This is a genomic window from Agrobacterium salinitolerans (assembly GCF_002008225.1).
Classification (GTDB): Bacteria; Pseudomonadota; Alphaproteobacteria; order Rhizobiales; family Rhizobiaceae; genus Agrobacterium; species Agrobacterium salinitolerans.
This window is the reverse complement of record NZ_MRDH01000006.1, coordinates 850,996-869,285: the sequence shown is the minus strand read 5'-3', so window position 1 is coordinate 869,285 and position 18,290 is coordinate 850,996. Positions and strand designations below refer to the sequence as shown.

At 60.1% G+C, this 18,290-nt stretch carries 13 protein-coding genes; 5 read left to right on the top strand and 8 right to left on the bottom strand.

Annotated elements, in window-relative coordinates; genetic code table 11:
* The first annotated feature begins 160 nt into the window (after positions 1–160).
* On the top strand, positions 161–3,130 hold the full coding sequence (locus tag BS627_RS08305) for a bifunctional [glutamine synthetase] adenylyltransferase/[glutamine synthetase]-adenylyl-L-tyrosine phosphorylase (RefSeq protein ID WP_077982646.1): 2,970 nt from the start codon (positions 161–163) through the stop codon (positions 3,128–3,130).
* A 216-nt stretch (positions 3,131–3,346) separates the two neighbouring features.
* On the opposite strand, the gene BS627_RS08300 is transcribed toward BS627_RS08305, so the two are convergent.
* From BS627_RS08300 to pepN, 3 genes are all read right to left on the bottom strand, one after another.
* Complete coding sequence (locus BS627_RS08300) at positions 3,347–5,683, bottom strand: PAS domain-containing sensor histidine kinase (RefSeq protein ID WP_077982645.1); 2,337 nt, start codon at positions 5,681–5,683, stop codon at positions 3,347–3,349.
* A 226-nt stretch (positions 5,684–5,909) separates the two neighbouring features.
* The gene (locus BS627_RS08295; RefSeq protein ID WP_077982644.1) at positions 5,910–6,230 is read right to left on the bottom strand and encodes a carboxymuconolactone decarboxylase family protein; all 321 of its coding nucleotides are present in this window, start codon (positions 6,228–6,230) and stop codon (positions 5,910–5,912) included.
* A 138-nt stretch (positions 6,231–6,368) separates the two neighbouring features.
* Positions 6,369–9,017 carry an aminopeptidase N gene (pepN, locus tag BS627_RS08290; RefSeq protein ID WP_077982643.1) on the bottom strand — a complete coding sequence of 883 codons (2,649 nt, stop codon included), beginning with the start codon at positions 9,015–9,017 and terminating at the stop codon, positions 6,369–6,371.
* 440 nt (positions 9,018–9,457) lie between these two features.
* Here pepN and BS627_RS08285 point away from each other — a divergent pair, with 440 nt between their 5' ends.
* Positions 9,458–10,393, top strand: a complete 936-nt coding sequence (locus tag BS627_RS08285) for a DMT family transporter (RefSeq protein ID WP_077982642.1) — start codon at positions 9,458–9,460, stop codon at positions 10,391–10,393.
* Between the two features lie 302 nt (positions 10,394–10,695).
* Here the strand turns inward: BS627_RS08285 and BS627_RS08280 are convergent, their stop codons facing one another.
* The 3 genes from BS627_RS08280 to BS627_RS08265 all read right to left on the bottom strand — a co-directional run bounded on the left by BS627_RS08280 (position 10,696) and on the right by BS627_RS08265 (position 13,266).
* Entirely contained in the window at positions 10,696–10,887 is a 192-nt protein-coding gene (locus BS627_RS08280) for a hypothetical protein (RefSeq protein WP_003509784.1), read from the bottom strand.
* A 152-nt stretch (positions 10,888–11,039) separates the two neighbouring features.
* Positions 11,040–11,924 carry a uracil-DNA glycosylase gene (locus BS627_RS08270; protein WP_077982641.1) on the bottom strand — a complete coding sequence of 295 codons (885 nt, stop codon included), beginning with the start codon at positions 11,922–11,924 and terminating at the stop codon, positions 11,040–11,042.
* A gap of 43 nt (positions 11,925–11,967) precedes the next feature.
* Positions 11,968–13,266: an Hsp70 family protein gene (locus BS627_RS08265; protein WP_077982998.1), complete on the bottom strand. Its 1,299-nt coding sequence runs from the start codon at positions 13,264–13,266 to the stop codon at positions 11,968–11,970.
* A 477-nt stretch (positions 13,267–13,743) separates the two neighbouring features.
* Here BS627_RS08265 and BS627_RS08260 point away from each other — a divergent pair, with 477 nt between their 5' ends.
* Positions 13,744–14,649, top strand: coding sequence for a sensor domain-containing diguanylate cyclase (locus BS627_RS08260; protein WP_077982997.1), 906 nt, complete (start codon positions 13,744–13,746; stop codon positions 14,647–14,649).
* 22 nt (positions 14,650–14,671) lie between these two features.
* Here the strand turns inward: BS627_RS08260 and BS627_RS08255 are convergent, their stop codons facing one another.
* Positions 14,672–15,460 (bottom strand): SDR family oxidoreductase, encoded by a 789-nt coding sequence (locus BS627_RS08255; protein WP_077982640.1) that lies wholly within the window; start codon positions 15,458–15,460, stop codon positions 14,672–14,674.
* Between the two features lie 180 nt (positions 15,461–15,640).
* Here BS627_RS08255 and BS627_RS08250 point away from each other — a divergent pair, with 180 nt between their 5' ends.
* Complete coding sequence (locus BS627_RS08250) at positions 15,641–16,561, top strand: cation diffusion facilitator family transporter (protein ID WP_077982996.1); 921 nt, start codon at positions 15,641–15,643, stop codon at positions 16,559–16,561.
* Positions 16,562–16,610: 49 nt separating this feature from the next.
* Here BS627_RS08250 and BS627_RS08245 read toward each other — a convergent pair whose 3' ends face one another.
* Complete coding sequence (locus BS627_RS08245) at positions 16,611–17,720, bottom strand: helix-turn-helix transcriptional regulator (RefSeq protein WP_077982639.1); 1,110 nt, start codon at positions 17,718–17,720, stop codon at positions 16,611–16,613.
* A 198-nt stretch (positions 17,721–17,918) separates the two neighbouring features.
* On the opposite strand from BS627_RS08245, the gene BS627_RS08240 reads away from it, so the two are divergent.
* Positions 17,919–18,266, top strand: a complete 348-nt coding sequence (locus BS627_RS08240; protein WP_077982638.1) for a hypothetical protein — start codon at positions 17,919–17,921, stop codon at positions 18,264–18,266.
* Positions 18,267–18,290 lie beyond the last annotated feature (24 nt).

Genomic DNA, 18,290 nt, shown 5'->3' with positions numbered 1-18,290 from the left:
GAGGGTGGATGCGATGGATTGGTACGCTTGCACCGATCTCGGATCCGGGAAAGCATCTCCCTCAGCGGTTTTTTGATCGCAAAGCACTCGGCATTTGTTAAAACGCCAGAGAGGCGCGCCGGCAGGCTCTGGCAGGACGGGCGGAAGAGGGAGAGACACAGTGACGAAACGGGAAACCGCCGAAAGGCGGCTGAGCGAGGTTCTGCCGGGCGTGATCCGCCCCTATACGCAGACGGAACTGAAATCCGTTCTTTCGACGCTGAAGGATATCGGCAAAAGCGAGCCTGCGGTCGCCGCGCTGCTTGCCGGAGAAAGCCCGCTGAAGGAATTTATCGCCGCGGCTTTCACGCTGTCCCCCTATCTGCGTGACATGGCGTCGGCGGATGAGGGGCTTTTGTCGCTGGCGATCTCGAAACCGCTCGAGCCGCTGCTGACCGAGCTTGTCCGTGATGCGCGCGATTGCTGGAAGCCGGGCGAAGAAGGTGGGGCGCCGAGCGAAAACGAGGTGATGTCGCGGCTGCGGGTAGCCAAGCGGCGGCTCTCTTTCATCGCAGCACTTGCCGATCTGGCGCGCATCTTCACCGCGCGCGATACGACACGCTGGCTGAGCGATATGGCGGATGCATCGCTCTCCGCCGCCATCGATCACCTGTTGCTCGCCGCCCATGAGAGCGGCAAGCTGAAACTGAAGAATGTCGCAGCACCCAGCGAAGGGTCCGGCCTCATCGTGCTCGGCATGGGCAAGCTCGGCGCGCGCGAGCTCAACTATTCCTCCGATATCGACGCCGTTGTGTTCTTCGAACCGTCTGCGGGCATCATGGACGACCCCTATGATGCGACGGAGAATTTCGGCCGCATGATGCGCCGCCTCGTGCGCATCATGCAGGAGCGCACGGCCGATGGTTACGTGTTCCGCACCGATCTGCGACTGCGGCCGGACCCCGGCTCGACACCGCTTGCCATCCCCGTGGAGGCGGCGCTGCTTTATTACGAGGGCAGGGGCCAGAACTGGGAACGCGCCGCCTATATCAAGGCGCGGCCGGTTGCCGGTGATATCAAGGCGGGCGAGAATTTCCTGCGCGAGCTGACGCCTTTCATCTTCCGCAAATATCTCGATTATGCGGCGATTGCCGATATCCACTCCATCAAGCGGCAGATCCACGCCCATAAGGGCCATGGCGCGATCGCGGTGAAGGGCCACAATGTCAAACTCGGGCGCGGCGGCATCCGCGAGATCGAGTTCTTCGCCCAGACGCAGCAGCTGATTGCCGGCGGCCGCATGCCGCCGCTGCGCGTGCGTGCAACGGAAGAGGCGCTTGCCGCGCTGACCGAGGCGAAATGGATCGACGCCGAGACCCGCGACAGCCTGACGGCAGCCTACTGGTTTTTACGCGAGGTCGAGCACCGCATCCAGATGGTGCGCGACGAGCAGACCCATGTGTTGCCAGACACTGAAACTGAATTGAAGCGCATTGCCTTCATGCTCGGCTTCGATGACACCAAGGCCTTCTCGGAGAGGCTGGAAGAGGTGCTGCGGCTGGTGGAGCGGCGTTATTCGGCGCTGTTCGAGCAGGAGGTGAAACTGTCAGGCGAGGCGGGCAATCTTGTCTTCACCGGCCAGAAGGACGATCCCGATACGCTGAAGACACTTTCCACGCTTGGCTTTCAACGGCCGGAGGATATTTCCCGCGTCATCCGCACCTGGCACAATGGCCGCTATCGTGCGACGCAATCCGTCGAGGCGCGCGAGCGGCTGACGGAACTGACGCCCGACCTGCTGCGCGCCTTCGGCGAAAGCAAGCGGGCCGATGAGGCGCTGCTGCGTTTTGATAATTTCCTCTCCGGCCTGCCGGCTGGCATCCAGCTCTTCTCGTTGCTCGGTAACAACCCGGCGCTTCTGTCGCTGCTGGTGACGATCATGTCCTCGGCCCCGCGTCTGGCTGAAATCATCGCCGCCCGCCCGCATGTCTTCGATGGCATGCTCGACCCGGCTCTGATGAGCGACGTGCCGACCCGCGATTATCTCGCCCACCGCATGGGCAACTTTCTATCCAATGCCCGCCACTACGAGGATATTCTCGACCGGCTGCGCATCTTCGCCGCCGAACAGCGCTTCCTGATCGGGGTTCGGCTGCTGACCGGCGCAATCCGCGGTGAGGTCGCTGCCCGTGCTTTCACTCATCTTGCCGATCTTGTCATCGAGGCGGCGTTGAATGCGGTTCTTTCGGAGATGGAAGCGGCGCATGGGTCCTATCCCGGCGGCCGCGTCGCCGTCATGGGCATGGGCAAGCTCGGCTCCTTCGAACTGACCGCCGGTTCGGATGTCGATCTCATCCTGCTTTACGATTATGACGACACCGCCCATGAATCCACCGGCGCAAAACCGCTGGATGTCGTGCGTTATTTCACCCGCGTCACGCAAAGGCTGATTGCCGCGCTTTCCGCACCGACGGCGGAGGGCGTGCTTTACGAGGTGGACATGCGGCTTCGTCCCTCCGGCAACAAGGGGCCAGTGGCGACCCGCATTTCCGCCTTCGAGAAATACCAGCGCGAGGAAGCCTGGACCTGGGAACATATGGCGCTGTCGCGCGCGCGGCTCATCTGCGGCGAAGCCTCGCTGATGGAGGACGCGCGCCGCATCATCGCCTCCATCCTTTCGCAAAAGCGCGACGTGGCCAAGGTTTCGGCCGATGTGCTGGAAATGCGCAGCCTCATCGAGCAGGAAAAACCGCCGGAAAACAATTGGGACTTCAAGCTCATCAATGGCGGCCTGATCGACCTCGAATTCATCGCGCAATATCTGGCGCTGGTGGGGCCGGTGAAAGGACTTGCCGTGCATGAACCGGGGCGCAACACCGCCGAAGCGCTGCAGGCGCTCGCAGCACCCGTCATGGAGCCGCAGGCTCTCGATGACTGTATGGCGGCGATGGGGCTTTATACCGAGATATCCCAGATCGTGCGGCTGTGCATCGATGGGGCGTTCAATCCGAAAGAGGCGCCGGCGGGTCTGATCGATCTCGTGTGCCGAGCGGGGGATTGCCCAGATATCTCAACGCTGGAGGGTGAGGTGAAGCGGCTGGCGAAAGCGGTGCGGAAAGCGTTTGTGGCGGTGGTGAAGAATGGTGGGTGAGGCTTCACCCCCCTCTGCCCTGCCGGGCATCTCCCCCTCAAGGGGGGAGATCGGTATGCGGCAACGGCGCGATCATCTCAAATGTTGCGAATTTGGCGGGGAGCATCCGTCTAGCTGATCTCCCCCCTTGAGGGGGAGATGCCCGGCAGGGCAGAGGGGGGGATCGCGCACTCGACCTTTACTTATTACAGGACAGTCAGCGCATCCAACGCCACCTCAATGCACCATCCCGCAACGCCCCGCCGTATGCGGAATGATAATCGTCACCACCGTTCCGCGACCCTCACACGAGCGAATTTTCATCGTTCCGCCATGCAGCTTGACGAGCGAGCGGGAAATCGCAAGTCCGAGGCCGGAGCCGCCCTGGCTTTTGGCGTATTGGCTTTGCACCTGTTCGAAGGGTTGGCCGATCTTGTCGAGCGCCTGGGCGGGGATGCCGATGCCGGTGTCGGCGATGGTGAGGATCATCGCGGCTTCGTGCACATGGGTGCGCAGCGCGATACGGCCGCCCTCGCCGGTGAATTTCACGGCGTTGGAGAGCAGGTTGAGCATGATCTGCTTCATGGCGCGGCGGTCGCCTTGCATGGTGAGGCCAGCGCAGACCTTCTGCTGCACTGTGATGTTCTTCTGCTCGGCCTGAATGGCGGTGAGACGCAGCGTTTCCTCGATCAGCGGCGCGAGATCGATGGTCTCGCGGTTGATGCGCATATGGCCGGCTTCAATCTTCGACATGTCGAGAATGTCGTTGATGACGTTCAAGAGGTGTTTGCCGCTATCGTGGATATCGCGCGCATATTCGGAATATTTCGGCGAGCCGACCGGCCCGAACATCTCGTTCAGCAGGATTTCGGAAAAGCCGAGGATAGCGTTGAGCGGCGTGCGCAGCTCATGGCTCATATTGGCCAGGAACTCCGATTTCGCCCGGTTTGCCGCCTGGGCGCGCTCTTTTTCGGCGAGGTAATTGGCGTTGGCGTCCGAAAGTTCCGTCTTCTGCCGCTCCAGCTTGTGCTGCGAGGCGGAGAGATCGCCAATGGTCGCCATCAGCCGGCGTTCGGAATCGCGCAGCCGTTCCTGATGGCGCTTTAAAAGGGTAATATCGGTGCCGACCGAAACGAGGCCGCCATCTCGGGTGCGGCGTTCGTTGATCTGCAGCCAGCGGTCATCGGCAAGCTGCACTTCCGTGGTGCGCGACAGGCCGGATTGGTCCGGATCGGCAACGCGACGCTCAACGACAGGGCGAGCGGCTGCAGCATAGACGGTGCTTTTTTCGGTGCCCGCAACCAGCACGCTGTCCGGCAGGCCATAGGCCTTCTGGTAATGGGTGTTGCACATCACCAGGCGATCGTTCTTGTCCCACAGCACGAAGGCTTCCGATGTGGATTCGATCGCATCTGCAAGGCGTTGGTCGGCCTCGGCGTAGCGTTGCGCGAGGCGATGCTGTTCGGTGACGTCCATGGCGATGCCGATGACGCGCGGGCCGTTATTGGTGCGGATGACCTGGGCGCGGGCGCGCAGCCAGACGTAATGGCCCTTGGCATGGCGCATGCGGAAAATCTGATCGATCTGGCGCAGGTTGCCGCAGCCGACGGCGCGGGCAAGCTCATAAAGATTGCCGTCTTCGGAATGCATCATGCGGGCAGCGTCGGAGAAGGAGAGCGGTGCGGCCTTCGGCGGCCGCCCGAGAATTTCGTAGAGTGAGCCCGACCAGAACATGCGCCGGCTGGCAAGATCGAAATCCCACAGGCCGCAGCGGCCGCGCGACAGCGCCGTTTCCACCCGCAGGTTCGATTCGGCGAAGATGTCGTCCGCGTCGCGGGCGCGCTTCACCTGCATGTAATAGGCGTAGAGCACGACGAGCAGGATGGAGGAGATGCCGGCGAACAACGTCACGTTCATGGCGATTTCGCTGCGCCAGAAGGACCGGATTGGCTGCAGCGAACGCGCCGCGATCACCATCGCGCCATCGTCGCCGAAGGGGATCATCGTCGCATAATGCTGCTGGCCATCGATATTGGTCTCGATGGTGCCGGGTGCGCCGGGGAAACGCTGCACGATGGCAATCTCGGGAAGCAGGGCGGGCAGCGAGGTGCCGACATAAAGCAAGGCATCCTTACCGGCGCCTGCGAAGATGCGGCCATTGCTGCCAGAGAGCAGCACCATGGTGCCATCGGCAAGGCTGCCCGATGGCAAAGCGGCGACAAGGTTCGCCTCGGCGCGGGTCCGATCCTGCGTGGTGAAGACGGTGTCGTTGTTGAGAAGGGCCGCTTTGGCAGTCAGCGCCGTCAGCGCGGTGGAATGGCGGGCGGCTTCTTCCATGCGGCTATATTCGGCAACGATGCCCATCATGCGCGAGGCGGCAACGACGACGAGGAAGGCGAGGATGAGAATGGGGATCAGACGTTTCAGCAGGGTCTCGACCTGCGCCGGCGGGCGGTCGGTGCCATTCATCAAACCCATCAGGTCGCTGGAAAGCCTTTCGCCCCAGGCCGCCAGATCAGAAAATTTGGCATACGGCCGCTCATCGCCCGCAGTCGCCCGCCGCACGTTCGTCATTGTCCCGCCTTTTAGATATCCCCACTGATTCGAAGCGCCGCCGCTCGAATATCCCTAATGAATCAAATGCGATTCGCCGTGTCCAGAGGCAAAAGTTAAAAGAATTTTAACCCCTTGAACCGACTCCGTATTTTTTCGGGACGGTTTGATGCTGCTCAGGAAAAAGCGGGTTTTGTCAGCAAAATCAGTGAGCCGGAACCTCAATTCCGGCGGTGCAGGGATGTGCTCAAACGCCGTCGAAAGCATCCAGTGCAGGCCCAAGCGCACCGATCACGCCATTGCCGGCGGCGGGGAGGCCGGTCAGCACCGCGCTGATGATATCGTCGCGGCTTGCACCGCGCGCCTTGGCTTCCATGACATGAAAACCGATGCCGCTTTCCAGGCGCAGTGCGGCCAGAATGCCGATATAGATCAGGCTCTGCGTCTTCACATCCAGCGTCGAGGCTGCACCCAGACCCTGCACGGCCTGAAACCATGCCGCCTTGTGGGCCGGGGCATCGGTCATGAAACGCTGAAACGAGGCGCTCGTTTTCGACATGTCCGTCATCTGCCATTCCTTTCTGATCCCGGGCCGGCTTCGGCCCCTTGTGCAGCATGATGCCGCGCAATGCATGACGCCGCCTTGATGGAAATCAAGACGGCGTCATGGCGTCGATCAGGGTGGCGGTGCAGCCTCGGCGGAGGTTCAGCCCTTCAGGATGCGCCCGACAATATCGCTCACATCCGTCGAGAGGCCCTTTGCCTCGGCAATGGTCGAAAGCGCGGCTTTCGCGTGTTCGGCACGGCTTGCCTCCAGAGAACGCCAGGAGCGCATGGAGGTGAGGATGCGCGCGGCAAGCTGTGGATTGCGTTTGTCGATGGCGATGATCTGCTCGGCCAGGAAGCGATAGGCCGCGCCGTCCGCACGGTGGAAACCGGTGGGGTTTGAGAAGGCGAGCGTGCCGACCAGCGAACGCACCCGGTTCGGATTGGTGGCGATGAAATGTTTCGATTTCATCAGTGTCTTGATGCGGTCAAGCGCCCCGTCGCCGGGAATGGCGGCCTGTAGCGAGAACCATTTGTCGAGAACGAGCGCATTGTCGGCAAAGCGCGTTTCGAAGGCAGCAAGGGCTTCCTTCGTCTCGGCGCTATCAGGGAAACGCTGGGTCAGGACACTCAGCGCATGCGCGAGATCGGTCATGTTGGTGGCGTCGGCATAGGCCTTCGCCGCCCGCTCCGGCGTTCCCTCGGCATAGGCGAGGAAGCTCAGGGCGCCATTGCGCAGCGAACGGCGTCCGGCGCTGTCGGCGTCGGGGCTGTAGGCCTCGGCATTGGCAGCACTATCGGCAAGCCGTCGCAGCGTCTCGAGGCCGGTCGTGGCAATGGCCTTGATTGTGGCATTGCGCGCCTTGTGGATGGCGTCGGGATCGGTGTTGCCGCCGAGTTCGCGGGCGATATCCGTTTCGCTCGGCAGGGCAAGCGCCTGTGCCCGGAACGCCGGCTCCAGCGTATCGTCACCGATGATTTCGATGAGCGTGGTAGAGAGCGCCGCATCCGTCTGTATCTCTTCACCGTTCTGCACCGCCTTGGTGGCGGCAATCAGCGCCGGCAGGGCAAGATCGGTCAGCGCCTGGAAACGGGCGAACATGTCGGTTTCATGCCGGGCGATCTGCACCAGATCGGCCGCATTCTGCTCGAAATCCAGATTGATCGGTGCCGAAAAACTGCGGTTGATCGACAGCACCGGGCGCGAGGAAATGCCGGAGAAGGAGAAGGTCTGGTTGCGCTCAGTCAGATGCAGCACGCCATCGCGATACTCGCCGCCTTCGACGGCCTGCGGCTCGGCGATCTGGCCGTTATCGAGGATCAGCGCCAGCGAGAGCGGAATGTGGCGCGGCTGCTTCACCGACTGGCCGGGCGTTGGTGCCACGGTCTGTTCCAGCGTCAGGCTGAAAGTGGCCTTGCCGGCATCGTAAGCGGACGACACGGAGACCAGCGGCGTGCCGGCCTCGGTGTACCATAGCGAAAACTGCGAGAGATCGCGACCGCTGGCATCGGCAAAGCTCTTGACGAAATCTTCGACCGTCGCTGCTTCGCCGTCATGCCGTTCGAAATAGAGGTCCATGCCCTTCTTGAAGTCCTCAGCGCCAAGAATGGTGGCGATCATGCGGGTGACTTCGGCACCCTTCTCATAAACGGTCGTCGTGTAGAAATTGTTGATTTCGCGATAGGTATCCGGGCGTGGCGGATGCGCCAGCGGACCGGAATCCTCCGGGAACTGCTCCGATTTCAGGTGACGTACATCGGCGATACGCTTGACCGGACGCGAGCGCATGTCGGCGGAAAATTCCTGATCGCGATAAACCGTCAGGCCTTCCTTCAGGCAGAGCTGGAACCAGTCGCGGCAGGTGATGCGATTGCCCGTCCAGTTGTGGAAATATTCATGCGCGATGATACGCTCGATATTGGCGTAGTCAGCGTCAGAGGCGGTTTCCGGGTCGGCCAGCACGAATTTGTCGTTGAAGACGTTGAGACCCTTGTTCTCCATCGCCCCCATGTTGAAATCGGACACGGCGACGATCATGAATATATCGAGGTCATATTCGCGTCCGAAGCGCTCTTCGTCCCATGTCATCGAACGCTTCAGCGCATCCATGGCATAGGCCGCGCGCGGCTCCTTGCCGTGCTCGACGTAAATCTTCAACGCCACTTCGCGACCGGACATGGTGGTGAAGCTATCTTCCACCACGCCGAGATCACCGGCGACAAGCGCGAAGAGATAGCTGGGCTTGGGATGCGGATCGAACCAGGCCGCAAAGTGACGGCCTTCATCGTAATTGCCGCCGCCGAGGAAATTGCCGTTCGAGAGCAGCAGGGGATTGCCTTCCTTCGCCGCGATGATCGTCACCGTATAGGGCGCCAGAACATCGGGGCGGTCGGGGAAATAGGTGATGCGGCGGAAACCTTCCGCCTCGCACTGGGTGCAATAAACGCCGTTGGTGCGGTAAAGCCCCATCAGTTGCGTATTGACCTGCGGGTTGATGTAATTGGTGACGCAGATCTCGAAGGGAGATTCGGCCGGCAGGTCGCGGATGATCAGGCTGTCGGGCGTTGCCTCATATTGGCCGGCGGGAAGTTCCACCTGGTCGAGCAGCAGGCTTGAGAGCTTCAGCTCGTCGCCATCGAGAACCAGTGGCGCCTCACGCTCAGCACCTTCGCGCCGATGAAAGATCAGACGGGCTTCGACCTTGGTATTCTTGGGGTCGAGTTCGAAGGTGAGATCCACCCGCTCCAGAACGAAATCGGTGGGGCGGTAATCTGCCAGGTGAACGATCTGGCCCGTGTCTGTTCGCATGACTATCCCTGAATAACTTGGCGTGGTCTTCCCGGCATCATGTCGTCATAAGGCCCGGATGTAAAATAGGTGGAGTATTGGTCACGTTCATGTGCGCATCGGAGGACATTCTGTCCCGCCATGGAAGGCTTCGTCGGCCCCGCAGACGATCCTCCCGCCGCCGGACTTCAGGACCATCGCAGGAAATGTTGAACGATTGCTGAAATTATATTTTATTTTCTTCAAATTTTAGCGCGTGTCGCTTTTGGTGCGCGGCCATCCCGCCAGCCGGGCAAACGAAGCTGCCCCAGATCAACCGAATTCATGGGTAAATAGCATTTTTTGCTGTAAAGCCCCGGAAGAATGCTCTAGCCTTGGCGCATCCACTTCTCCTGCGTCGTCCTTTCCCGCATGAAAACCTCCCGATGGCGTGTCTGCGCAGCCGATATGAGTAACTGCCAATGAACGCCGAACCGATGAATCCCTTTCGTGGGATTAGCATGAAGCTGATTTCGGTCGGCTTCTTTCTTGTCATGCAGACCTGTATCAAGGCCGCAGGTGATGTGCCGGCCGGCCAGATCACCTTCTTCCGCTCCGCCTTTGCCATTCTGCCCATTGTCGTTTATCTCGCCTGGCTGCATGCGCTGGCAAGCGCGCTGCACACCAACAATCTTCTCGGCCATTTCAAACGCGGTTTTCTCGGCATTCTTTCCATGGTCTGCGGCTTTTACGGGCTGACCATGCTGCCGCTGCCGGAATTCATCGCCATCGGTTATGCCTCCCCCCTGCTTGCCGTCGTTTTCGCCGCCTTCATCCTGCGTGAGAAGGTGCGCATCTATCGCTGGAGTGCTGTCTTCGTTGGCATGATGGGCGTGCTGGTCATTCTGTGGCCGAAGATGACGCTTTTGCGGGAGGGCGGCTTTGCCGCGGGCGAGGGGCTGGGCGCCATTGCCGTGCTGTGCGGCGCGGCACTCGGCGGGTTGGCGATGATCCAGGTGCGGCAGCTGGTGGAAACGGAAAAGACCCCGACCATCGTCCTCTATTTTTCGCTGACCGCTACGTTGTTATCGCTGATCAGCGTGCCATTGGGCTGGAGCACGCTGACGATGACACAGGCCGTGCTGTTGATCACCAGCGGCATCTGCGGCGGCGTCGCGCAAATCTTCCTGACGGAAAGTTATCGCCACGCGGAAGTCTCTGTCATCGCGCCCTTCGAATACAGCTCCATCGTTTTCGGGATCGCTGTTTCCTACATTCTGTTCGGAGATATTCCCACGCTGACGATGCTTATCGGCACGGCGATCGTGATTCTCGCCGGCATCTTCATCATCTTCCGCGAGCATCAACTGGGTTTGGCGAGACGCGCGGCCCGCAAGGCCTCGACGCCGCAGGGGTGACGTTGCTAGTCCCACGGTATGCTTGCGTGCCGTTCTCTTGAAGTTGACGACGGCGGGTCTCTCTTCTCTCGGCGTCATCCTCGGGCTTGTCCCGAGGATCTGCCAACGTTTTGATTTTGTTGAGGTGCTTAGATCCTCGGGTCAAGCCCGAGGATGACGTCAGAGCATTGGGGGGGGGGCTCAAAAACCTCGCAACCCTCTCGCGAAAAAAGCTCCACAAAAAGCAAAAGGCGCCTTCCCGAAGAAAGACGCCAGCGCGCAATCATATCTAGGGACCAGCGTTAAACTGGCCTGAGAGCATCTCAGCGCTCGCGGAAATCCGCAAAGACTGCCGAGGGACGCGTCACGCGGACCTGCTGCATGGCAGCGCGTGCGGTCATCTGTTCGTTAGCGGCTGCGCCGAAACGATGGTAACCCTGACTGGAGCGAGGGCCGAGGCCCGCCAGGCGGAGCGTTTCAAAGCCGGAATGTACCGGACGGAAGCGAGTGGTCATTGCCTTGGTTCCTTTAACCGAATTCCTCCCAAGACACGTCCGATATATCGCAGCGCAGCATGGATTTGGCAAGCGGACCAAATGCGCCGCTGTTATGCGTAATGCGCATGGCTTTTTTCATAATTCATTTACATTGACCAGGAATGAGGCAATCAGCCTTCAGTAATCTTGGCCTGAAAAGCCAATAAATCCTGCCATGCCAGGGACTTGCTGGCCGGAGCGTTCAACAGTTCCTGCGGATGCAGGCTTGCGAGCGCCGGCACAATCAGGTGTCCGGCTGCGACATCACGCCACTGTCCGCGCAGCGTATGGATCGTGCCGGTGCCGCCAAAGAAGAAACGAGCGGTGAAGTTGCCGAGAAGCAACAGGTGTTTCGGCTCGGCAAGCGCAATCTGACGCTCGATGAAGGGGCGGCAGATATCCATTTCGGCCTGAGTCGGCGGGCGGTTGCCCGGCGGCCGCCATGGCACGACGTTGCCGAGCATGATGGCGCTGCGCTCAAGCCCGATGGCTGCCAGCATGCGCTCGAGCAGCAACCCGGTCTTGCCGGCAAAGGGCAGACCCTCGCGGTCGTCATCGGCGTCAGGCATGGGGCCGATGACCATGATGGCGGAGGCGGGGTCACCCTCGGTGAAAATCGTATTGCGCGCGCTGTTCTTGAGGTTGCAGCCGTTGAAACCCTCAAGCGCGGTTTTCAGCTCGCCGAGTGAGCGCGCGCTTTCCGCCGCAAAACGCGCGGCCGCCACGGCCTGCTCGTCCGGCATGGCGACATTCTGCTGGATGGCGGGGGCCGCCGGCGTGCTGCGCGTCGCCGCCTGCCGCTGAGGCGCATCGGCACGGCGTTCCGCCGGCCTTTCCATCTGGCGTGATGCCTCGGGCACCTCCCGCGCAGGCGCGGATCGGGCCGGGCGGGCGGCGGCAAATTCGGCGAAACGGTCGACCGGGGTCTCTTCCAGCAGCCAGTCCACGCCCGCATCCGCATGGAAATGCAGTAGGGCGGCGAGTTCGGCCGGGGAGAGGTCGTGAGCGGCGATCATGGGCGGAAATTACCCCATGTTCCCCGCCCGGGGAACCCGCAAATCACACTGTCCAGCGCTGAATATCGTCGCTTTCGCCGATCATGGCGAGACCATGCGCAATCGAGAGCAGCTCACCGCCGCTTTCGATCCGGTCGGCGTCGAAACGGCGGGTGAAAAGCTCGCGCACGGCCGGCACGAAGGAGGTGCCGCCGGTCAGGAACACCTTGTCGATGGCTTCGGGCGCAACTTTTGTTTTTTCCAGAACCTCGTCGAGCGCTTCTTCTATCTTGGCGAGGTCTTCGGCGATCCAATTGTTGAAATCGCTGCGCTTCACCATCTTGCGCCCGGCCTTGCCCAATGGTGCGAAGTTGAATTCCGCTTCTTCCGCCGAGGAGAGCGCCATCTTGGTGGCGGAAATCGCCTGATAGAGCGGGTAACCCTCGTCATGTTCGACGAGATCGATGAAGAGTTCGAGCTTTTCCGGCTCCAGTGCCGAGCGCACCAGCGATTTGAGGTCTGTGAATTCCTTCGAGGTCTTGAAGATCGACAGCTGGTTCCAGCGGCCGAAATTCACGTAATAGCCGGAGGGCACATCCAGCACCTTGTCGAAGCTCTTGAACTTGCTGCCCTTGCCGATCTCAGGCGAGACCAGATTGTCGATCATGCGGAAGTCGAAATGATCGCCCGCGACGCCAACGCCGGAATGGCCGATGGGGGTGGCGGAAAGCTTGCCGGCATGGGTTTCGAAGCGGATTAGCGAATAGTCCGTCGTGCCGCCGCCGAAATCCGCCACCAGCACATTGGCATCCTTCTTCAGGCTCTGGGCGAAATAATAGGCGGCCGCCACCGGTTCGTAGACATAGTGGATTTCCGGGAAACCGGCGCGGGTGAGCGCCTCGTTGTACCGGGCGAGCGCCAGCGCCTCATCCGGATTGCTGCCGGCGAAACGCACCGGCCGGCCGGCGATGACGGTGGAGACGTCTCCCGGCCATTCCTCGCCCGCATAGGTCTTCAGCTTGCGCAGGAACACGTCCATCAGGTCTTCGAAGCTCTGGCGCTTGGCGAAGATCAGCGTACCCTGAAACAGCGGCGAGGCCGCAAATGTCTTGATCGACTGCAGGAAACGGCAATCGCCGGCATTGTCGATGAATTGCCGGATAGCGGCATGGCCGGCTTCCACATGCAGGGCGGCCGCACCGAGGCCGGCATCCTTCATGAAGGAGAGCGCCGTGCGCATGCTGTCATCCGTGCCCGCGCTGCTGGTGAAGCGCATGGAACGGCTGGCGCCGCCCGTGTCGGAAAGAGCCATGACCGTGTTGGTCGTGCCGAAATCGAGGCCGAGAGCCCGCTTTTGCGTCATCGCCATATCCTTGTTGCCGATAGAAGAACCCACCCGGCCCTTGGGCGGCCCGGCGTGAGGATAAGGGATGCCTTTGGCACCCCGATGTCAGAGGAGGGCGGTTGATTGCACAAGGCCGACGGAATGGCAAGCGCCGCCTATTGTTTTTGAGCCATGCGCCTCGTCGCATGAGCTCTCACATGCGGACAGCTACGGCGCATGGTGAACAGGATGTTTATGCCGGAATGAAAGAACGTTGTAGTTTTCGGAAATACTTTTAGGATTTTGCTGTTAGGTAGGGCTGGAGCGTAAAATGTACTTCAGTCGATACGACGTTATTTTGGAATATGAATATTTTATCAAAAAAATTGGTGTCGTACTATTGCCGTCCGTATGGTTCCATCTTGTCGTAGTCTTGGAAATTCGATGTCTCACCAGATCAGCCAACACGCCGTGAATGACGCGCTACCCGGGCATATCGGTCTCATTCAAGGTGATATGGACGTTTTCATCCAACAGCTCATGAGCCTCATGGAAGCATCGCAGCAGGGCTATGCGCTGTTTGACGGGCATGACGAGATGCGTTTTGCCAACACTGCCTTCCGCACCGCGCTCGGCGTCGGCCCGAATGTGTTTCCGAGCTGGGTGGACCTGATGCGCAGCGGTTACCAAACCGCAACCGGCACGGCCATAGAGACGTCGGATTTCGAATTGTGGCTGCGCTCGGCAAAGACGCGGCGTGGCAAACTGCCTTTTCGCACCATCGAAACCAGCCTCAAGGACGGCCGGTGGATGCTGACGACCGAAACGACGTTGCCGGGCGGCTGGATGCTTTGCGTCATAACCGATGTATCCGAACTCGGCGTCGAATTGCGCGATCTGCGCCAGGAGCGGGACCGGGCGCTGAAATCCGCCTTGAGCGATGAGCTGACCGGCCTCGGCAACCGCCGTTACGCCATGGACACTCTCAACCACCTGCTCGGCCCAAACAAGGCGCAGGCGCTCGCCGTCATCATCATGGATATCGACCATTTCAAGAGCGTCAACGACCGCTTCGGCCATGCCTGTGGCGATCTCGTGCTGAAAGATTTCGCGGCGCGGCTGTCTTCAACTGCCGGCCGTGACGACCTTCTCGGGAGAATCGGTGGCGAAGAGTTTCTGCTGGTGCTCAGCGGCGCGCGCATGCACAGCGCCGAAACGCTGATGCGCCAGCTTCAGTTGTCTCTGGCCGATGCCGCGCCGCTGCCTGACAGGCCCGAATTTCGCTACAGCTGTTCGGCCGGCATTGCCTATGCCAGTCCCGGTGAAAGCGCCAGCGATGTGCTGCGCCACGCCGATACAGCACTTTATGAGGCGAAGAATACCGGACGGAACCGTTACGTCGTTTATGGAACGGCTCCGTAATGCCGCTTGAGGCTGCCGGCGTTCAGTTCGACTTCGCCGCGCCGCCATCCACCCGCAGCATCGTGCCGGTAATATAGCTTGCCGGCACCGAGCACAGGAAAGCACCGGCGGCGGCAAATTCTTCCACCGTGCCGAGACGGCCGGCCGGAATGCTCTTGACCGAAGCTTCACGGATTTCTTCGACGCTCTTGCCCAGACGCTTGGCATTGGCGCCATCCAGCTCGTCGATGCGGTCGGTGTGGATGCGGCCGGGTAGCAGCAGGTTGGAGGTGATGCCGAAGGAGGCGACTTCTGAGGACAGAGTCTTGCTCCAGCCGACGAGCGCGCCGCGCAGCGTGTTGGAAAGGGCGAGATTGGGGATCGGTTCGAACACGCCTGACGAGGCGACGGTGAGGATGCGGCCGAACCCCTGTTCTTTCATCTGCGGCAACAGCGCATTGGTCAGCGTGATGACCCGCAGCACCATGGACTGAAAAAAAGTGTCGAGCTTGTCGACCGTCATGTCCTGTGCGAGGCCGGGCGTTGGACCACCGGTATTGTTGACGAGAATATCGATGCCGCCGAGCTTGTCGTTGACGGCCTGAACCATGGCTTCGACGAAATTATCCTCGGCAAGATCGCCCCACACCCAGTCGGCCTTGCCGTTGCCAAGCGCATTGATCGCCTTGCAATTTTCCGCCAGCTTTTCACCGCTTCGGCCAACCAGAAGGACGTTTGCGCCTTCTTTTGCCAGCGCGGTCGCAATGCCCAGCCCAAGGCCGCGAGAGGAGGCGAGAACGAGGGCGCGTTTGCCGGAAATGCCGAAATCCATGGAGTTTGTCCTGTCTTGTGAGTGCCGTATGTGGTGTTTATAGAGCATTTCCAGGAAAAGTGGACCCCGGTTTTCCGTCCGGAAATGCAACAAAACAAAGAGTTAGAGATTTTTCGCCACTCGCAGAAAAGCGAAAACCTCTATAAGGCGGCGTCCGCCTTTGAAGGTCGAATACACGTCATGACAGAACAATCCCTGCTGAAATTCTCCATTGCCGTCACGGTTCTGCTGGCGCTGTTCGGCATTGGCGCGGGCCTGTTTTCCGGCTCTTTCGCGGTTGTTTTCGACGGTGTTTATGCGCTGACCGATGCTTTCATGACGGTGCTGGCGCTGCTTGTCGCGCGGCTGATCGCCGCTTCCGCCGCGCCCAAACCCGGCGGCCGGCTGGTGGAGCGTTTCACCATGGGCTTCTGGCATCTGGAGCCGATGGTGCTCGGGCTTAACGGCACGCTCCTGATGGGGGCGGCGATCTACGCCCTCATCAACGCCGTCGACAGCCTGATGGATGGCGGCAGATCGATCGAGTTCGACTACGCCATCGTCGTCACCTTCGTCAGCTTCGCCGTCTCACTTGCCATGGCATGGTTCGTCAAACGGCAGAACCGCCGGCTGAAATCCGCATTCGTGGCGCTGGATGCCAAAAGCTGGCTGATGAGCGCGCTTCTAAGCATGGCGCTCTTCGTCGCCTTCGCCGTGGGTTACGGGCTCACGGGAACGGCGCAGGCATGGCTTGCACCCTATATCGACCCGGCCGTGCTGGCGCTGGTCTGCCTCGTCATCATCCCCATGCCGCTCGGCAATGTGAAACAGGCGCTGGCTGACATCCTTCTGGTGACCCCGCTGGAATTCAAGCAGCATGTGGACCGGGTGGCGGTCGAGACGGTGGAGAAATTCGGTTTCTCCTCCCACTATTCCTATGTCGCCCGTGTCGGCCGCGGCCGTCAGATCGAACTCTTTTTCATCGTGCCGAAAAACTGGCCGCCCAGGCGTCTGGAGGAGTGGGACGCGATCCGCGACGAGATCGGCGATGCGCTGGGCGGCGAGGGGAGCGACCGCTGGCTGACGATCGTGTTCACGACGGATGAAGAGTGGGCGGTTTGAGTCGGCGGGTCATCTTCAGTAAGGACGCGTTGTACGAATCGAAGAACACCTAGGGGGCTGGGTTCGCCATTCGGTAAGCGAGACGCAGCAGGTCGTTCTGGCTATGCGTCCCTGTCTTTGCGTATAGGCTTTTGAGCTGTGTGCGTATCGTCTCGCGCGACACGGATGCGTCCTGCGCTATCTGCGTGATTGTCTTACCATTTATGACGCCGAGAAATGCGCGCCGCTCTCCCATCGTCAACCGATGAAATTCAGAGAACTGGTCGATTCCGGGTGTTCCGCCAGGCGCGCCGGAAGGCTGGATCAGGAGTGCAACGGTGGGGCCCTCGAAGTACAGCGAGAGGCGTTCTTTCTTCATTGCGACAAGCGTGAGCCTGATGCCGTGCGAGAGAAAATCCGCTGTTCTGGGACCGGCATAATTTCGCATCAACATGGCGTTCAGCACGGTCTGAGCGTCCTCGCCGCGCAGGCGTAACTTTCCGAGCGGTGAAACCGATATGAGCGTCCCTTTGTCCAGAAACTTCTGCCCGATCGGGGAAGTTGTATTTATTTGTGCGTTCTCTCCGACAATGACGATACCCGTGCCAACGGCGTCAAACAGCGACGTATTGAGGTCGAAGGCCGCCCATCGCGCCGAGCTGTTCCTGTAAAAACGCGCGGCACGCCTCAGATGGGGGGCGATACGAGTAAGCTGGTCGGCAAAAGCGCTGTTTTCATCGGGATCGTCGCGGCTGGTAACGGTGGATACGATCAGGGGGCTGTCTCCATTCTTGTCAATAGTGACGCCGATGGAGGACGAAATGTTGTTGGGCGCCAACCAGTCATTGAAGAACTCGGTTCTAACCAGCTGCGTTCTGGGGACGATCTGATCCGAGAAAACGCCCAGGCCTACGCTTCGCCTGCCGCAATGCTCCAACCATGGGTTGGTGTTGATATAATATGCCGCATAGCTTTCAAGCTCCGACAGATCGAATTTTGAGGTCATGCCAACGTAATCGTCGGGTTCGCGCGTATTCATGGAGAACAAGATCGTTCGGCCATCAGGTGCATTCCCAGAAAGCCTGTCGAGAAATTGCTGCCACGACGCCTCGCCGAGCAGCGCCGCATAAATGAGGTCTATCAGGTCGTCGTCCGAGTGCCTTAAGCCACGAATGCTCATGCCTCAATCCCTGCCCCGAGTAGCCCTCAACAAAAGAGTCAGTTCCTCTAACCTCGACTAATTCACCCGATCGGGTGATTGAGGATGATAGGTGAAGCTCTAAAAATCGTCCAGTCTTGAACTAGCGCGTGTAAAGGGATGCGGTGCAAGTTCTCGTTTATTTTTTAAGATGTGCCGACCTATTAATGGAGAGAAATTATGAAGTCATATATTTCACTGACCTGCGTATCGGTTGCTGTCCTTGCTCTTTCGGGTTGCGTCAGCGCCGGCAGTGCGGACAAGACGGTGGAACTTTCGGTTGGTCAGACGCGCCACCTCACGGCTTACAGAGCGGATAGCTGCGGTGCGACTCCTTTGAGTTTTGCGGCGCTGGCGCCCAAGCTGCCGAAATCCAAGATCATCTCTTATTCAGATGGCGGCATTTCTAGTCGTTTAAGCAAGCAGTGCGGCCGCAACGTTCCGACACGTGCGGTGAATGCGACGGGTATAGCTAAGGGAACTGAAACGCACCGCTATCAGGATGTCATTTCCATCGTTGTGAAGTGAGCCTGACGGTTTAGTGTCGTAAGA